Source organism: Pseudoalteromonas sp. OANN1, assembly GCF_024124685.1.
Lineage (GTDB): Bacteria > Pseudomonadota > Gammaproteobacteria > Enterobacterales > Alteromonadaceae > Pseudoalteromonas > Pseudoalteromonas piscicida.
On the sequence record NZ_JAMXSE010000005.1, the window covers coordinates 17707 to 33089 of the forward strand.

The 15383-nt window shown below is 42.0% G+C and carries 15 protein-coding genes; 9 read left to right on the forward strand and 6 right to left on the reverse strand.

Annotated features, from left to right (window positions below; all coding sequences use genetic code 11):
• Nucleotides 1–6: 6 nt before the first annotated feature.
• Together NH462_RS06060 and NH462_RS06065 are read right to left on the reverse strand one after the other, a co-directional pair.
• Nucleotides 7–2193 carry a cation:dicarboxylase symporter family transporter gene (locus NH462_RS06060; RefSeq protein ID WP_088530322.1) on the reverse strand — a complete coding sequence of 729 codons (2187 nt, stop codon included), beginning with the start codon at nucleotides 2191–2193 and terminating at the stop codon, nucleotides 7–9.
• Between the two features lie 94 nt (nucleotides 2194–2287).
• Nucleotides 2288–2776, reverse strand: coding sequence for a malate synthase (locus tag NH462_RS06065; RefSeq protein ID WP_010379126.1), 489 nt, complete (start codon nucleotides 2774–2776; stop codon nucleotides 2288–2290).
• A 145-nt stretch (nucleotides 2777–2921) separates the two neighbouring features.
• On the opposite strand from NH462_RS06065, the gene NH462_RS06070 reads away from it, so the two are divergent.
• From NH462_RS06070 to NH462_RS06080, 3 genes are all read left to right on the forward strand, one after another.
• A complete protein-coding gene (locus NH462_RS06070) occupies nucleotides 2922–4403 on the forward strand; it encodes a DUF3612 domain-containing protein (RefSeq protein WP_045962157.1) in 1482 nt (493 codons plus the stop codon).
• Nucleotides 4404–5104: 701 nt separating this feature from the next.
• Nucleotides 5105–6496 carry a pre-peptidase C-terminal domain-containing protein gene (locus NH462_RS06075; protein ID WP_253104865.1) on the forward strand — a complete coding sequence of 464 codons (1392 nt, stop codon included), beginning with the start codon at nucleotides 5105–5107 and terminating at the stop codon, nucleotides 6494–6496.
• Nucleotides 6497–6736: 240 nt separating this feature from the next.
• Nucleotides 6737–7192 (forward strand): GNAT family N-acetyltransferase, encoded by a 456-nt coding sequence (locus tag NH462_RS06080; protein WP_253104868.1) that lies wholly within the window; start codon nucleotides 6737–6739, stop codon nucleotides 7190–7192.
• Nucleotides 7193–7247: 55 nt separating this feature from the next.
• Here the strand turns inward: NH462_RS06080 and mnmC are convergent, their stop codons facing one another.
• A complete protein-coding gene (mnmC, locus tag NH462_RS06085) occupies nucleotides 7248–9233 on the reverse strand; it encodes a bifunctional tRNA (5-methylaminomethyl-2-thiouridine)(34)-methyltransferase MnmD/FAD-dependent 5-carboxymethylaminomethyl-2-thiouridine(34) oxidoreductase MnmC (RefSeq protein WP_253104870.1) in 1986 nt (661 codons plus the stop codon).
• A gap of 176 nt (nucleotides 9234–9409) precedes the next feature.
• Here mnmC and fabB point away from each other — a divergent pair, with 176 nt between their 5' ends.
• The 3 genes from fabB to NH462_RS06100 all read left to right on the forward strand — a co-directional run bounded on the left by fabB (nucleotide 9410) and on the right by NH462_RS06100 (nucleotide 11974).
• Nucleotides 9410–10624 (forward strand): beta-ketoacyl-ACP synthase I, encoded by a 1215-nt coding sequence (gene fabB / locus NH462_RS06090; RefSeq protein WP_253104873.1) that lies wholly within the window; start codon nucleotides 9410–9412, stop codon nucleotides 10622–10624.
• Nucleotides 10625–10808: 184 nt separating this feature from the next.
• Complete coding sequence (locus NH462_RS06095; RefSeq protein WP_253104876.1) at nucleotides 10809–11414, forward strand: hypothetical protein; 606 nt, start codon at nucleotides 10809–10811, stop codon at nucleotides 11412–11414.
• Between the two features lie 17 nt (nucleotides 11415–11431).
• Nucleotides 11432–11974 carry a hypothetical protein gene (locus NH462_RS06100; RefSeq protein WP_253104878.1) on the forward strand — a complete coding sequence of 181 codons (543 nt, stop codon included), beginning with the start codon at nucleotides 11432–11434 and terminating at the stop codon, nucleotides 11972–11974.
• Nucleotides 11975–11991: 17 nt separating this feature from the next.
• Here the strand turns inward: NH462_RS06100 and smpB are convergent, their stop codons facing one another.
• Complete coding sequence (smpB, locus tag NH462_RS06105; RefSeq protein WP_010379116.1) at nucleotides 11992–12474, reverse strand: SsrA-binding protein SmpB; 483 nt, start codon at nucleotides 12472–12474, stop codon at nucleotides 11992–11994.
• Nucleotides 12475–12615: 141 nt separating this feature from the next.
• Between smpB and NH462_RS06110 the strand changes: the two genes are divergently transcribed.
• Both NH462_RS06110 and NH462_RS06115 read left to right on the forward strand, forming a co-directional pair.
• Nucleotides 12616–13050, forward strand: a complete 435-nt coding sequence (locus NH462_RS06110) for a type II toxin-antitoxin system RatA family toxin (protein ID WP_017215972.1) — start codon at nucleotides 12616–12618, stop codon at nucleotides 13048–13050.
• On the forward strand, nucleotides 13050–13385 hold the full coding sequence (locus NH462_RS06115) for an RnfH family protein (RefSeq protein WP_010379113.1): 336 nt from the start codon (nucleotides 13050–13052) through the stop codon (nucleotides 13383–13385). The genes NH462_RS06110 and NH462_RS06115 overlap by 1 nt, the downstream gene beginning before the upstream one ends.
• Nucleotides 13386–13643: 258 nt before the next feature.
• Here the strand turns inward: NH462_RS06115 and bamE are convergent, their stop codons facing one another.
• Nucleotides 13644–14003, reverse strand: a complete 360-nt coding sequence (bamE, locus tag NH462_RS06120) for an outer membrane protein assembly factor BamE (protein ID WP_239359280.1) — start codon at nucleotides 14001–14003, stop codon at nucleotides 13644–13646.
• Nucleotides 14004–14184: 181 nt separating this feature from the next.
• Between bamE and NH462_RS06125 the strand changes: the two genes are divergently transcribed.
• Nucleotides 14185–14517: a GIY-YIG nuclease family protein gene (locus NH462_RS06125; protein WP_253105100.1), complete on the forward strand. Its 333-nt coding sequence runs from the start codon at nucleotides 14185–14187 to the stop codon at nucleotides 14515–14517.
• Here the strand turns inward: NH462_RS06125 and NH462_RS06130 are convergent.
• The gene (locus tag NH462_RS06130) at nucleotides 14445–15380 is read right to left on the reverse strand and encodes a M20/M25/M40 family metallo-hydrolase (protein WP_253104881.1); all 936 of its coding nucleotides are present in this window, start codon (nucleotides 15378–15380) and stop codon (nucleotides 14445–14447) included. The two genes, NH462_RS06125 and NH462_RS06130, sit on opposite strands and share 73 nt — an antisense overlap.
• Nucleotides 15381–15383: the final 3 nt, after the last annotated feature.

The following is a 15383-nucleotide window of genomic DNA, read 5'->3' on the forward strand; positions in this document are numbered from 1 at the left end:
TTTTAATTAGAACTTCAGTTTATCAATGAGTGTGTTTGGGTCGATTTCCAGTTCATCCATTAACGACCAGCGAGTTTGCTTTTGTACACTACCTTTTCCTAAGATCCAGTAATCATAAGTTTTTTCAATACGGCCATTGGTATGCTGGATAGTCAGCCAAGCATTTACATAACTCAGTAGATCTTGATTGCGCTTGGCGACAGCAAATCCAACGGGGTATTTCAAGCTCGCCCCTTCCGGTACCACAACACCAAATTCAGGGTAGAACATGCTCCATGCAAAGCCCGCCTCTGCGCTGATCACTAAGGCGTCATATTTTTCTGGGTGCTTAAAATAGCTTTGCAAATTGTTAATACTGGACACTTTTACCTTAGGGTTTTGCTGCGCCAATTGTTTGAGTAGTGGAGCATATTCAACGTGAGCTAAATTCAGTTTATCAAGCGTAAGCAAGGCTGACTTGTCAGCAAACTTCTTTAAATCATGATCTTTGGCCAAGAGCGCCAGTTGCAGCTCCAACACCTTGTCACTAAAGCGCAAGCTTTGTAAGTCGGCAATATTAATTTCAAGGCCGGACATTGCAATATCGAAATATCCTTTGTTGAGATACTCTGCCAGTTGTGGCTTTTTAAAAGGAATAAACTCGATTTTAACCCCAAGGTCGGATGCGAGCCTATGTGCGAGGCTGACATCAAAACCCACTAACTGGTCTTTTTGATTAAAGTAACTAAATGGCACATTATCGATAAGATATCCTACACGCAGCAGGTTACGTTTTTTAATCACATCGATATTCGTCAGAGACAGCTCACCACTTTGGTATGCTTTAGGGACATAGCTAAGCACATGAGCAGGGACGGTATCCGAGATCACCATATTAGCTATGGCCTCATCGGCCGATTTAGTTTGCTTACCGAGATAATTATTTGCCGTAAAACTCAACAGCATAAATGCTGGGAGTAATGCAGATAATAGCGTTAAATAATAAACTGAACGTACGCGTTTTAAGTGTAATTGTCTGCGATTGATAAAAATACATAAAAATACAAATGCGAAGATATATACCACAGTGGTCGGTGAAACCACTTTTGCGGTGAGTACTGACATCGATAGATATAACTGATAAGTATCAGCCGGGACACGCAAGGTATCGAGCAAATAGGGAATAGCGATATGCACGTTAGCAAAGTAACTTAGCATCGCCGATAAAGACACATTAGGAATTTGTTCGATGCCGATCTGATTGCCGGTAAGCCATGCCGCAAAAGAGACAAAAATGAGGGTAGTAAGCTTTCCTAAACTCGGGAAGGTATAAGCGATAGGCACTAACACCTCAGCGATGTGATCAGAGCTTTCGTCGCTTTGCTTAATTTTGCGTAAATGATCTTTGATCCCCTCGGTGATCACCGGCAATACAATAAAAACGTTTCCAGTACTAAATGCGGTGATCCATGCATTGCGCATAACCATGATGAGGTCGCGATACTTAACAGGGGTGAGTGCGGCAACAAGCATAGGTAGTAGTACTAACATCAAGTACACGCCGACACATAAAACGACAACCCAGTACACTTGCAATTCAGACAGTTCTTCTGCGCTCATGGTGCCTGCGGTGCTTGCTGTCATCGCAAAAATGCCAATAGGGAAGATGGCAATGATCTTCTTGGAAATAACTGACAGACCTTGACCAACGACTTCTAACACATCGAGTAAACGGTTTTTCTTTTGATTAGAAATAAGCGCCATACCTAGCGCAATACAAAATATGACTAAGGCCGGTACATTACCTTCTGCCATAGAAGCAAATGGATTAGAGGGAATATAATGTTTAACGAAGTCTACTTCGGGAGCCGCGGCGACCAGTGCAGGGGAGAAAAAGGTCCCGGCATCATGCGCTGGTAATGTCATAATAAAGCACCAGATCACAGCAAGACCTACCACCCAAATGGAGATCATGACTAGCGCTGCTTTTGCAAGAATGCTTTTAACTTGTTCGGGATTAAATTTCCCTAAACCCACGATAAGACTGACGACAATATAAGGGAGAATGGTGATTTGCATCAGGTTTACAAAACCTGTACCGATAGGTTTTAAAAATGATAACCGTTCACCGAAAACTAAACCCGCAAAAATGCCAAGTATGAGCGCCCAAAGCATCCAGTTAATGTTTTTTAGAAAATTAAGCAATTTGGTCATGTGCTCAGTCGAAAAAAGAGCGGTATTCTAATTAGCTTAGCTTAAAACTTACTGAATGTTTGAGCGATTTGATTACAAATTATCGAGTGTTTACTCAAAGTTCATAATCATCCCCATTTTTGGCACGATAACAGGCTTTTCCTGCTGGTTGTTGCACGCCATGATAAAAGCTCATCCACAGTTTTTGTAGCTGGGTTTTAGTCTTTTTACCAACCACAGACGCCAGTGGTGTTTCGACGATAATATCTTCGATATGGGCGCTATCAAATTGGCCGAGCATTCCGGTGCGATTGAAAGTAATTTCAATATGTAAGCCATCGTCTTGTTTTAACAAAATAGCCTCCGGAGTTTCACGGTGACCGCAAAGCGCGACGAATTGGCTACAATTTTTTAAACCACAATGGGTGCCGTTGGCAAAAAACGCAAGCAGGTGATTGTAGTAAACCACATAGTCTGTCACCTCCATGTGTGAGCCAAACTCTAAAGGACATTGTTCATCAAGATACTGTTTTGCCAGCATTGACTGTTGCGCTTTTGTATCGTCAATTGGTTGCTCTGTATGCGGTTGTAATTGCGCTGCCATGATCCACCTCACTTATTCATGTTGTCATAAATTGGGAAATATATTCTGGTTGTTTCGTGTACATTTTGAGTGTAAGTTAAATATTCAAATAATTTCACAAAAAGAATTTCACAGTGTGAATTTCACAAAAACGGAGTGTGAAATCATGGCAAAAGTTGCAAGCTTAATTAGAAAGTCTCACTTTTTGGGTACTAAAATAAGAAATCTAAGAAAGCGTAACCATTTGACTTTAGAAGACTTATCGGCTCGATGCGTTAAGCAAGATCCGGCCAGCGCGCCTTCCGTTTCCTACCTATCAATGATTGAAAGAGGCCAGCGTACGCCAAGCGAAGCGATGCTCGAAAACTTCTCTACTGTATTTCAAAAGCCGATTGAGTGGTTTTTAGATAGTCAACCAGAAGCGCCGGAGATTGCGCCAGATAAAGGCAATTTCGGTGGGATAGTGGGGATGGCTTTAGAGCCCAACTTTCTATTTGCCAAAGAGATATTACAAATTGCGATCCCAGAAATGCTATCCCAAGCGGGGATCAGTGGTAGGCAGTTTGCGCACCTTTTGATCCGTGCCCATCAAGAGCACCATCAAAACCACTTTCCTGATTTAGAGCGAGCAGCCGATGAAGTAGGAGGTAAAAATCTCTATCTCAGCTGTGATGACCTAATGGCAATTTTGATAGCAAAAGGTCGCAAAGTGGAGTGGTTTGAGCAATCTTCGCCTGACGGAGAGGGAATGATCACTTCTTATTTCAAAGAGCCAAACATGGTGTTTATAAATCGCGCGTTGCACGCACATCCCGCGAGAATGAAATACGATTTAGCTGTTCATATTGGCCATGCCGTGCTTCACAATAGTGAAGGGTTAGAATGTGTACTCACTACTGGAGAAAGTCGTAAAAGTAACGATAATCCCGATCATGATACTCCAAATGCCCAAGATATTTTGAGCGCGTGGCAGGATTTTGAATCGAGCTTCTTTGCAGGGGCTTTATTGTGTCCCCGTACACCATTTCGGCAGTTACTCGAAAGCCGAGGTTACGATGTACGCGTCCATGAGCAACTTGGTATTTCTGCTTCCGTCGCAATGCGCAGAATGACATCGGTTTCACCTTATCCACATTGGCATTATTTTGATGCTTATCAAGCCGGTAAACTCAAGGCGGTGTATCGGGGCAATGGCATTCCTTTACCTTGGGGCAATATGCGTAGCGTTGCCGATCCGTGTCAGCACTGGGCCGTATTTCGTAAATTTCATGATGATAGTAATAGTGCCAGTGCTCAACTTTCAATCCTGAATGTTAATGGCAAACCGCGTCTGTATTGCTGTGAGTCAGTAAAAATCGTTGATGTTGCGAATCGCCCAAGAGTGCTGTGCGCGGGTCTCGATCTCAATCCTGCTATTAATGCACAAGGGATTGATGCTGATGCCTTGATTGGAGAGTTGCAACAAGCTTGTATTAGCCATGGTGGTGCGAGCGTGGTGCCCTATCATATGAAAACCCAATTACTCCGTGTTGCCAAGATTTTAAATATCCAGTGGATTGAAAGAGGGCTTGAGGGCTCTGTTCGGGTGATTTGTACTCGAGGAAAAAGCTGTCCAAGAAAGCCGAGTTGTTATGTCGAGAGTCCGTAATTGACGTCACTCGATGATTGTTTTGTTGAGTTTTTGATAATAAAAGTTGAAAAGGTAGGCGTTGCATGCCATATTTTTTATGCAGGTTGTTTACATCTGCTTAATACTCATTCTTTTAACTGTCATCTAGGAGACGTAAATGTTCATCTACAACAAACAACGCCCTAGTGATCTGCATGAATGTTCCGTTAATTACCACTTGAGTGAGTGGTTCGACGAATAGCCACACCTGAATTTCAATTCTATTCCCATCGACAAGTTGTTGGGTGGGTTTTATCACGTTCCGTATCAATGCGAATGTAAACCCTAACGCTAATTGCGTTTAGGTTTTTCAAAAAACCAAATTAATAATACCAGTTGTATTAAGTAAATGATCTATCTTGAAGCGGGGAAATAGCTTTAGTAGCACCGCTCTCGCGTCCTGCTACCGCTAAGGTACCTATATCCATATAGGCAAGGCAAAAATTTTGCTATTTAGTTGTTCTAAATGAGAAATTTTTAACGAAGCTAATATGCTATTTCACCCTTCAAATTGATTAGAGAATTAATTCAATTGGTATAAGGCTCACTTCTGTGCTTTTGGCCATCGTCATCTGTGTATAAGTCGCCGTGGGCGCTTAGTGCAAAATACGGTGTGCGTCAGCGTAACTTTGCAATGCAACGGTACGGAACATAGAAATATATACATTCAGGTAAATACTATGAAAAACAATAACATTCTATTTGTATCACTAGCTGCTCTAATGCTTGTTACAAGCCATAGCTATGCTTGCTCAACTACTGAAACTGAATCTAACGACAGCGAAGGTAATGCCAATAGTGGAGTGTGTAATAACACGACAATTAGCGGCGAGTTATCCAGAGGTGATATCGACTGGTTTACTTTTGATGTGGCGGCGCCAGGTTCGATAGATATCTCGCTAGACCATAGCTCTGGTGATGATTTTGACTGGTTCTTATATCAAGAAACAGGCTCAGCAGTTGTCAGTAGGGAAACGAGTCAAATACCAGAAACCGGGAGCTTTTATGCTGAGACTGCAGGTACCTATTATATAAAGCTAACGCGATATAGTGGCTCTGGTTGGTATGATTTGATTGTGAATTTTGTCCAAGGTGAAACTCCTCCGCCGCCAACTGGAGAGTGTAATTACGGTATTCGTCCGTCAAAACCTGGGGCATTAAAGGCTTATCTTGCTGGAAATAGCTCAGACACTTGCAACACGCTCACACCGGATAACGGTGCCACGCTCTTAATGGGCGGGGGAACCGATGTTGATAATGCCTTTAGCCAAAGAGTAGCTCCTCATATTGGTAATGGTGCTGATGTGGTGGTACTGCGTACTTCTGGCACGGACGCGTACAATGATTACTTACTTGGTCTAATGGCCGCTGATTCAGTTGAGACGTTAATTATTGATTCTGTTAGTAAGGCTAATGACCCTTATGTTGATTGGGCTATTCGCAGTGCCGAGTTTGTCTGGTTTGCTGGAGGCGATCAGTCTGATTATCTAAATAAATGGCAAGGAACTTCTGTCCAAAGCGCGGTGCAGCACGTTTTTGATAAGGGAGGTGTTGTTGGTGGTACATCAGCTGGAATGGCGTTACTGGCCGACAGTATTTACGATCCTGATGGTGTGCTCGGTGCTATCTCCAGTGAAGTAGTAACCGATTTTTGTCACGAAACACTGAATTTTAGTAGTCGGTTTGTTTCTATCCCCATGCTAGACAATGCGCTAACAGACACGCACTTTGCTGAGCGTGACAGAATGGGACGTGCAGCCGTATCTTTAGCTCGCCACAGTAGTAACTATTTTAATATTGCAGCGAGTGAAGCAACATCAATTTTCATCAATAGCGAAGGCGAAGGGATCGTGGATGGCAGCGCTGAAGTTTATATTCTCAAAGAAACAGAACAAACTAAAAGAACAGCACTCGCTTGCGGTCAAGCAGTACAATATCAAGACTTTTTGCGAGTTAAAGTGTTGCCGGGGCAGAGTTACAACATCTACACCCACACACATAGTAGCGGTGAACTCGCGGTCTCCATTAACGGAAACTTGAGTAACTTTTATTTACCCAATAACCCTTATTAATCAGGTGGGTACAATTACTTTTCTGACTTAATATTAGGCAAAACCCAATACCTATGTCGGTATTGGGTTTTATATCCAGAGTAAAAGTACCGTGCTAGGGTCGGATGATATTTTTGATCTATGCATTTTAGTCAGTTCATTTCTAATTCCAAGTTCAGATGAAATCGTAATTTTGTCTGTTTAACTTTGTGCACTATTGCTGTAAGTTACGCCGACTAATTCTGAGTAAAGGTCGGTATTTTGGAAATTCGTCAAGTAGTGGGTTCATTAACGCAAGTCTATTTTAATTTGGTGCAAGCATATGAAGCTGAGTTTTCAGTGTTGACGGAAAAATTACCAGATAGTAACGGTTTATTTCAGTTAGATACGCCAATAGACGAACAGCACCTTGGCTACTTGGCATATGAAAATGGCCACCCGGTTGGCTTTATCAATATTTTTAAAGCGCAAAACACCTTTGAAGTGTGTGAGTTTTATATCGTGCCAGCAGCGAGAAAACGTAAACTCGGTTCTTCGTTTATGTTCAAAATATGGCAAATGTATCCTGGGCATTGGCAAGTCAAACAAATTCAAGGCGCAGATCACGCGATCAATTTTTGGCGCAACGCATTGACGTTAAACGGTATCGACTACAGCGAATCTCAATATCAAGACGACTATTGGGGTGTCGTAAATAGACAGGTCTTTACCGTGTAATGGGTGTATATCGATTAAGGCATGATATCTAGGTGATGTTATGCCTTAGCCATTATTAGATTTTACTTCTAATTAAATCCCTGACGAGCAATCTGGCTGGGTGGATTGCCTGATGTACTCGTTCGCTTAAAGGCCTTGCTTCGCCAAGTAGAGTTGCAACTAAGTGCTCAGTAGCAAGTGGAGCGCTGCACAGTCCTCGTGCGCCAAAACCGGTAACAACATGAATACCTTGATAGGGTAGTGCTAGATTTCCAAAACCGTAGTGTTTTCCCTTTCTTAAATTAGCAAACGCCGAGCAAAACTCATCGTTATGCTGGACTTGACCAAGCATAGGCAAATGATCGTTAAAACAGCAGCGTACAGCGGCTTTTGCCGAGGTAATCTCGCCAAGACTCGCGGCTAAATCCGTGTCTTTGTAAAAGCGTTCAAGCTGGGCACGGTTAACTGCATCATCTTCGGCTTTCACCTCTCGGCTTTTGCTATTTTTTTCAAATGTCGCACCCATACAATGTTGTCCATCCATTGCAGGAGTAAAGTACCCTTTATGGCAAAGTACGGTATTGAGTTTTTGTGATTCTTCTCCAGCATCAATATGAGAGACCTGACCGCGAACGCCGTGTAGAGGAATATGTTTGGTTTGCTCGAATCGGTCAGAATGCTCACCACCACAGACAAAGACATCTGAAAACGGCCCAAACGTATTATCTTCACTGTGTAACAGCCAGCCGCTCTCAGTTTTTTCAAGCTTTTGTATATCAGTATTAAAATGAGTCGAAACCGCTTTGAATGCGTGAGCTGCATCAAACACCGCTTGCGTTACCTCTGCCGGGTTTAGCCAGCCTGCCTCTGGAATATAAAGTCCACCGTAGGGCAGCGTGGTATTTGCTATGACTGAAGCCTGCTTGGCATCAACGGCATGAATTAAGTCATGCGGCCAAGTTGCCTTTTCAGCTAGGTTTTGATGCTGCGCTTGTTTGGCTTCACTAACGGACTGTAAGAGTACGCCACACCAATCGTGTGCGAAGTGGTAGCCTGTATTTGCAATATGCTGATAAAGGCGCTTTGCATATAAAAAGCTGTGGGCGTATAGCTCGCTCGATGGCGTGTGATCTGCTTGCAGGTTTGGATATAGCGCGCCTTGGCGATTGTGAGAAGCACCTTTGGCTAACGCGTCGTCTTGGCAAAAAAGTGTTGCGCCAAGGTTACGTTTACCAAGATGATACAACAAACAACTTGAGGCAATACCGCCGCCAATAATAGCGATACTCTCTAGCTTACGCGGTGTGGTGCTGTAATACGCTGGAGTATTGGAGTTTTTATTGGCACTGCTCAGCGTTCCAATCACCATTTCGCGTTTACGACCAAACCCTTTGACTTTTTTGCACGCAAAGCCGGCGTCTTGTAGTCCTCTGCGGACAAAACCCGCTGCGGTAAATGTTGCTAAAGTAGCGCTATCTCGGCTCATATTGGCCATGGCATCAAATAAGCTTTGTTGCCACATATCTGGATTTTTACTCGGAGCAAAGCCATCTAAAAACCAAGCATCGACAAATCCGGTTTGTTCAAAACTTAGTTGTGGTAAATTATCGTGAATATCACCAAACCATAAATCTAAGGTCACTTGACCATTGTCAAACTCTAGGCGATGGCATCCTTCAAGGGCCATCGGGTATTGTTGGCAAAGTTTTTCGGCGAGCGGGGCAAGCGTAGGCCAAGCTTGTAGCGCTTTAACTAAATCATCAATATGGATTGGATATTTCTCAAATGAGACAAAGTGAAGTTGGTTAACGCATGCGTCTTTGCTACGCTGGTTGAAGTGATACCAAGCGTTGAGAAAGTTTAATCCAGTACCAAAACCAGTTTCTGCGATGACAAATCGGTCTTTGCCATGATTTTGTAACCGCTCGTCGATATGGTTCTGAGTATAAAAGACGTAATGTGACTCAGCTAACCCATCATCGTTGGAAAAATAGACATCGTCAAAACTATCGGCAACAGGGGTACCAGCATCGTTGAAGTGTATTTGAGCGTTTTTTATCATGAAAGACTCTATGTTCGACTATTTGGGAACTATTTTACTGTCTTTCGACTCAATAGTCTGGTTGCATTTTTAGTTATTTAGGTTCAGAGTACATGTGTACGCTGGAAAGCTGACCACTTGGCGCTAAAATTCAGCGTATACTACGCATAATTTGTAATATCGAAGGGAATAAACCCATGAGAAGAGCCGTTATTACGGGGATCGGTGTTGTTTCGAGCATCGGCAACAACAAGCAAGAAGTTTTAGAGTCATTAAAAGCAGGTAAGAGCGGTATTGCTTTTAACCAAGAATTTGCAGACTACAACCTACGTAGCCAAGTGTCTGGTAAAATCGATATCGACGTAAAATCTCTCGTTGACCGTAAGGCACATCGCTTTATGGGGGACGCTGCAGCGTTTTCTTATATCTCGATGGCGCAAGCAATTGAAGATTCAGGGCTATCAGAAGAGCAAGTATCAAACGAACGCACAGGCCTTATCGTAGGTTCTGGTGGTGGTTCGTCTAAGTACCAAGTTGAAGCCGCTGATATTCTGCGCGAAAAAGGCGTAAAGCGTGTAGGGCCTTATATGGTTCCACGTACCATGGCAAGCACGACTTCTGCGTGTTTGGCAACACCATTTAAAATTAAAGGTGTGAACTACTCAATCAGCTCTGCATGTGCAACATCAGCACACTGTATTGGCAATGCTGTTGAACAGATTCAACTAGGCAAACAAGATGTTATCTTTGCTGGTGGTGGTGAAGAGCTACACTGGACGCTCGCGATGGAATTCGATGCCATGGGTGCGTTGTCAACCAAGTACAATGAAACGCCTGAGCGCGCATCACGTACGTACGATGCAAATCGTGATGGTTTCGTCATCTCTGGCGGTGGCGGTATTGTGGTAGTTGAAGAGCTAGAACACGCTCTTGCTCGCGGCGCGCACATTTATGCTGAAATCGTTGGTTATGGTGCGACATCAGATGGTTTCGATATGGTAGCACCATCAGGTGAAGGCGCGGTACGTTGTATGAAACAAGCGATGCAAGGTCTTGACGCACCGATTGACTACCTAAACACGCACGGTACTTCAACACCAGTTGGTGACGTGAAAGAGTTAGGCGCTATTCAAGAATTGTTTGGCGATAATTCCCCAGCTATTAGTGCAACTAAAGCAATGACAGGCCACGCACTCGGTGCGGCTGGCGTGCATGAAGCGATTTACTCTTTGCTGATGCTAGATAATGACTTTATCGCACCATCAATTAACATTGATGAATTGGACGAACAAGCACAAGGTTTAGACATTGTAACCGAGCGCCGTGATGGACCGCTTAACACCGTGATGTCCAACAGCTTTGGCTTTGGTGGTACTAACGCAACACTTGTGATGCAAAAGTACAAAGGCTAATTTACCTTATAGGATATCAGGAACAAGGTGACTTGTTTCTGATATCTTGTCAGAATAACACTACTACCTGTATTAAAAATAATAAAGCAACAAACTTCCTACCTTTTCAATATTTAAAACATACTTTGACAGAGCTTTAATCAAAGTCTAGCTTTATCATAATATTCACACCTGAAACAATTTTATGATGAAAGTAATAAAACTGCTTGCAAGCCTTCTGTTTGGGGTTGTTTTCCCGATCACACTTTTATTTAGTATTTATACAAGTATCTCTAAACTTGAGAAGGAAATGAGCTCCCCTGCATCTTTAGAGGATATAGTCAGCCAATTTAACACTGTTTCGGGTAAGTTGAAAAAAGGTAATGACTATGCTTTGTTTTCTTTAATGATATCTGAAAATGCAAATCAAGGATCAATGAAAAATAAGCAGGTTATGAAAGTTGCAGTGATTCAAATTGGCTTTACCGTAATATCGATAGGTATGCTTTTTGTCGTTTTGGGTTTTAATGATGGTGGTGCTGCGGGCAGTTTGAAAGGCGCAGATATTAGTATTGATTTTAAAACTGCTTCGTCAGGCTTAGGGGCAATAATTATTGGCGCAATAATGGTGGTTTGTGGTGGCGTTATAAATAGTCACTACCAAACTGTTGGATTACCGGAATATCTTCAGTTATCAGAAAACTTTGAAAGTGTTGAAATGAAAATATATAAAGCGTGTAAACAAGAAAAAAATATCGACTTTTCTTCTTGTGTAGAAATGGGTTTAAAAGCTTATATGGAATCTAACTAAGTTAGGAGAAAATACGAATGAAATACCTTACTTTACTATTTTTGGTTGCGCTTATAATTAGTTTTGAAAGCTATGGCAAGACACTGTGTTGGCAAGTTAAGAACAAAGATGGTGAAACGAAGGTTATATGTATTGAATTTAACTCTACGCCTACGGTTATTGCTGGGCCATCAGGTTCTAATAAAATGATTATTCCCTGGGCTGATAACACCGGTAATATCTATGTTTCAGTAACTGAGATCGATCCATCTATAGCTAAGCGTAGCGGGGTAGTTACCGAAGAAATGTTGTCTTCTCAATATAAAGGGTTGGTAGTAAAAAATGTGGATGGAGTACGTCAAGCACTTAAAAGCAAAAATACGGATGGTACTCTTTTAAAATCCGAAAACCTTAGTGAAGGGATCGGAGCATTAATAATGAAGGATGGAATGTTAGACGCCTGGCAGAATATTAAAGGTTCTAAGGTGCTCGCGGAAATTGAGTTAAAGGGGGAGGTAGTCAATGTTTCTGAGATAAACTCCAAAACCAGCCAGTTTTTGGTTTTAGAGGAGAAACAGTAAAGATCTACCTCATTTATTTAACGCACGTTATGTTTCATCAAACGTTCTTTATCACGTGACCAGTCACGGTCTTTAATATCAGCACGCTTATCATGTTGCTTTTTACCCTTTGCAAGATAGAACTCGAGTTTTACCCAGCACTTTTTCCAGTACATTGCTGTGGCAATCAGAGAATAACCATCACGCTCGGTTGCACCGATAAGACGTGAGATTTCACGTTTATTTAGTAGCAGTTTACGATAACGAAGCGGATCGCATATCACATGTGTAGAGGCACTATTTAACGGCTGAATTTGACTGGCCAACAAATAGGCTTCGCCGTTTTTGATATGGATGTAAGTATCTGAGATATTGACTTTACCGGCGCGGATACTTTTTACTTCCCAGCCTTGTAATTCGATACCTGCTTCGAACTTTTCATGTAGTGAATACTCATGACGCGCTTTTTTATTTAGCGCTATGGTATTGCTATTTGATTTACTTGAATTTTTCTTTGCCATAATGGCTTAGTCTACCTATAAATCCTGTTTTAAGACAGCGCTTTTTCATTAATGTGACGTATTTTTACTTAGTCAGTGGCTGCAAACAAGATAAATCTGCAAAACCTTGGTAAAATCCTTGTATTAAGATTTGGAGTGTCTATGCCACAGATAGAAAAAAGTGCTTTGGTGATGTATAGCACCAAGGAAATGTTTGAATTGGTCAATGATGTTGACGCTTATCCCGCATTTCTACCGCATTGCTCAGATGCAAAAGTTATCAGCAATGATGATCAAGGGATGACCGCGAGTCTAGAAATTTCGAAAGCCGGCCTAAAAAAGTGGTTTACCACAAAAAATGAATTTGACGGCAATCGAGTAAAAATGTGCCTAGTAGATGGACCATTTAAGTCTTTAAATGGTTATTGGGAATTTACCGCGCTTGATGAACAGGCTTGTAAGGTGAGTTTAAAATTAGAGTTTGAATTCGCGAGCAAATTAATTGAGATGGCGTTTGGCAAGCTATTTAATGAAGTGGCCAAGAATATGGTGTCTGCGTTTACCCAGCGAGCCAAAGTTGTTTACGGAGCGAGATGATGATAAAGGTTGAAGTGGTATTTGCATTGCCAGACAGCGCGACGTCATTGTCGGTTGATGTGCCTGAAGGGACGTCTGCTGAGCAAGCAGTTCTACAGTCAGGGATTTTAGAAAAATGCCCAGAGATAGATGCGAATGATTTGACGCTCGGGATCTGGAACCGAACGGTAAAATTACAGCAAGTAGTCAGTGATGGTGACAGAATCGAAATCTATCGTCCGTTAATTGCTGACCCGAAAGAAGCGCGCAGGCGCCGTGCGGAGAAAGCAAAAGAAGAAGGTCGTGCAAGCAAAGTTACCGGTGGGCGACCTGTCTCTTTAGGAGATAAGGAATAATTAACCTGAGCTTCGGATAGTTAATGCCTTTCTAGCAGCCAGTTTTAGCGCTAACTGCGTTGAATTCACTTCCAATAGCCAACTATTGGTGCGTAAATTCGCCTTGTTATCCCTAAAACTGTCTGGCTAGATAAGGGTATAATTTAATGTGGTATTAAAAACAATGAGTTAGCTCATTCCTTATCCAAACCTCAGGTTAATTAAAAAAGGGGAAATACCTTTCCCCTTTGACTACGAAATAATGTGTGCCCTTTGACTCTATGAGTCTAAAGGCGTGTTAAATTCTTCTGGCTCTTCGAAGTCGCCGCTTACGCGAATTAGTTTGTCATTCTCGAAATAAACGCTAAATGACTTTCGGACCTCAGAGTCTCTGTCAATATTAAATACGTATTGGTAATGCCAGACATTGTTATTAAAAGTGTCTTTTGCAAGTGGTGTACCTAGTACATATAGCACTTGCTCTCTGGTCATTTGGACGCGAAGCTTATCTACATCTGACTGCTCTAAGAAATTACCTTGTGGCACGTTGATGCGATAAATCCAGCTTGAACAGCCAGACATAAACACCGTCATAACTACAGCACTGAGCCAAACAGAAAGGGTTTTATTAGACAGCATGAAATTGTGTATCCTTATTATCAGTTGTTTGCATGATACCGATTGCACAGAGAAGGTAAAGTCTCTTAGCGGAATTGGACTGCACTAAGTGTAAAAAGTTCGTACATAAGTTGCAATAGTCATCATGTGCAACACAAATTGTAGATAAGATCTTGAGGAGAACCACGAAGTGCTAGGAAAGATGTTACTTAGCGAGCCCAATAAAACGGAACACCAAGCTACTTGGAGCTTATATATCCTAGAAACGCGCTTTGGTCATTGGTACACAGGAATAACAACCAATGTAGAACGGCGCATAGAGCAACATCAGGCTGGGAAAGGGGCAAAAAATTTAAAAGGTAAAGGGCCCTTAACGTTAAAATATCAATATCGAGTCGGTACTAAATCCCAAGCTGCAAAACTTGAGTGGCATGTTAAGCAGCTTACAAAAGCACAAAAAATTCAGCTAGTAGAGTCAAATGGTGAGCGAGTTAATGACAAAATAAAGTCATTGATGAGATTTACCCCTGCCTGATACTTATTTAAATCCATATTATCTAATGTATCTCTTGTAGTGTGATGATGTTTATCTTCACCCATACCGAAATAAATATAGGGGATCCCTTGGCGATAAAAGGCGTAGTGATCGCTTGCTTTGTGCCAATCAATTCTTGGATTATTTGTATAACGCTCAATTTGTCGTTGTGACGATACTATAGTCAATTTGATTTGATATTTTGCCTTGTTCTGGAGCTCAGTTTTATATTCCTTAAAACCCGGTGAAAACAACGCAAATAAACGGTTGTTGTTATTTACCCCTAACATATCTAAATTAATATTGAGTTCAACTTCCTGATTAAGGTGTTTGGCATAATATTTTGCACCATGTAAGCCGCGCTCTTCAGCATCGGTTGCGACAAACAATATATCGCGAGCGCGATTTGTTTTACTGAGTTGCCTAGCCATATGTAACATCGCTGCTACGCCAGATGCATTATCATTGGCGCCTGGATAATGTCTTTGTCCTGTAGTTCCTAAATGGTCGTAATGTGCACTGATAACAATGGCCTTGTCACAACGAGGTTGGGTGCAAGGTAAAGTCGCTGTGATGTTGTGACCTGCGTCTTTACTAAAAATGCCGGCTCTAAAGGTAAAGTGCTGATAGCTCGGATTTCCACCTAATTGCTCAAAAGCAGCAAAAATATATTGCGCACTGATGTTAGGCGATTGGGCTCCACTTTTACGGCCTTGGTGGCGAGCACTTGTGAGTGTTTGTAAATCCTGCACCAATATATTATCAACATGAACAATACTTGGATGTTGCGTTTGCGCTACTGCATTCGTGGTACATATCGCGGTTAGCATCATGCCAAGTAGTTGGAAAGGGAGCTTCTTCATTGT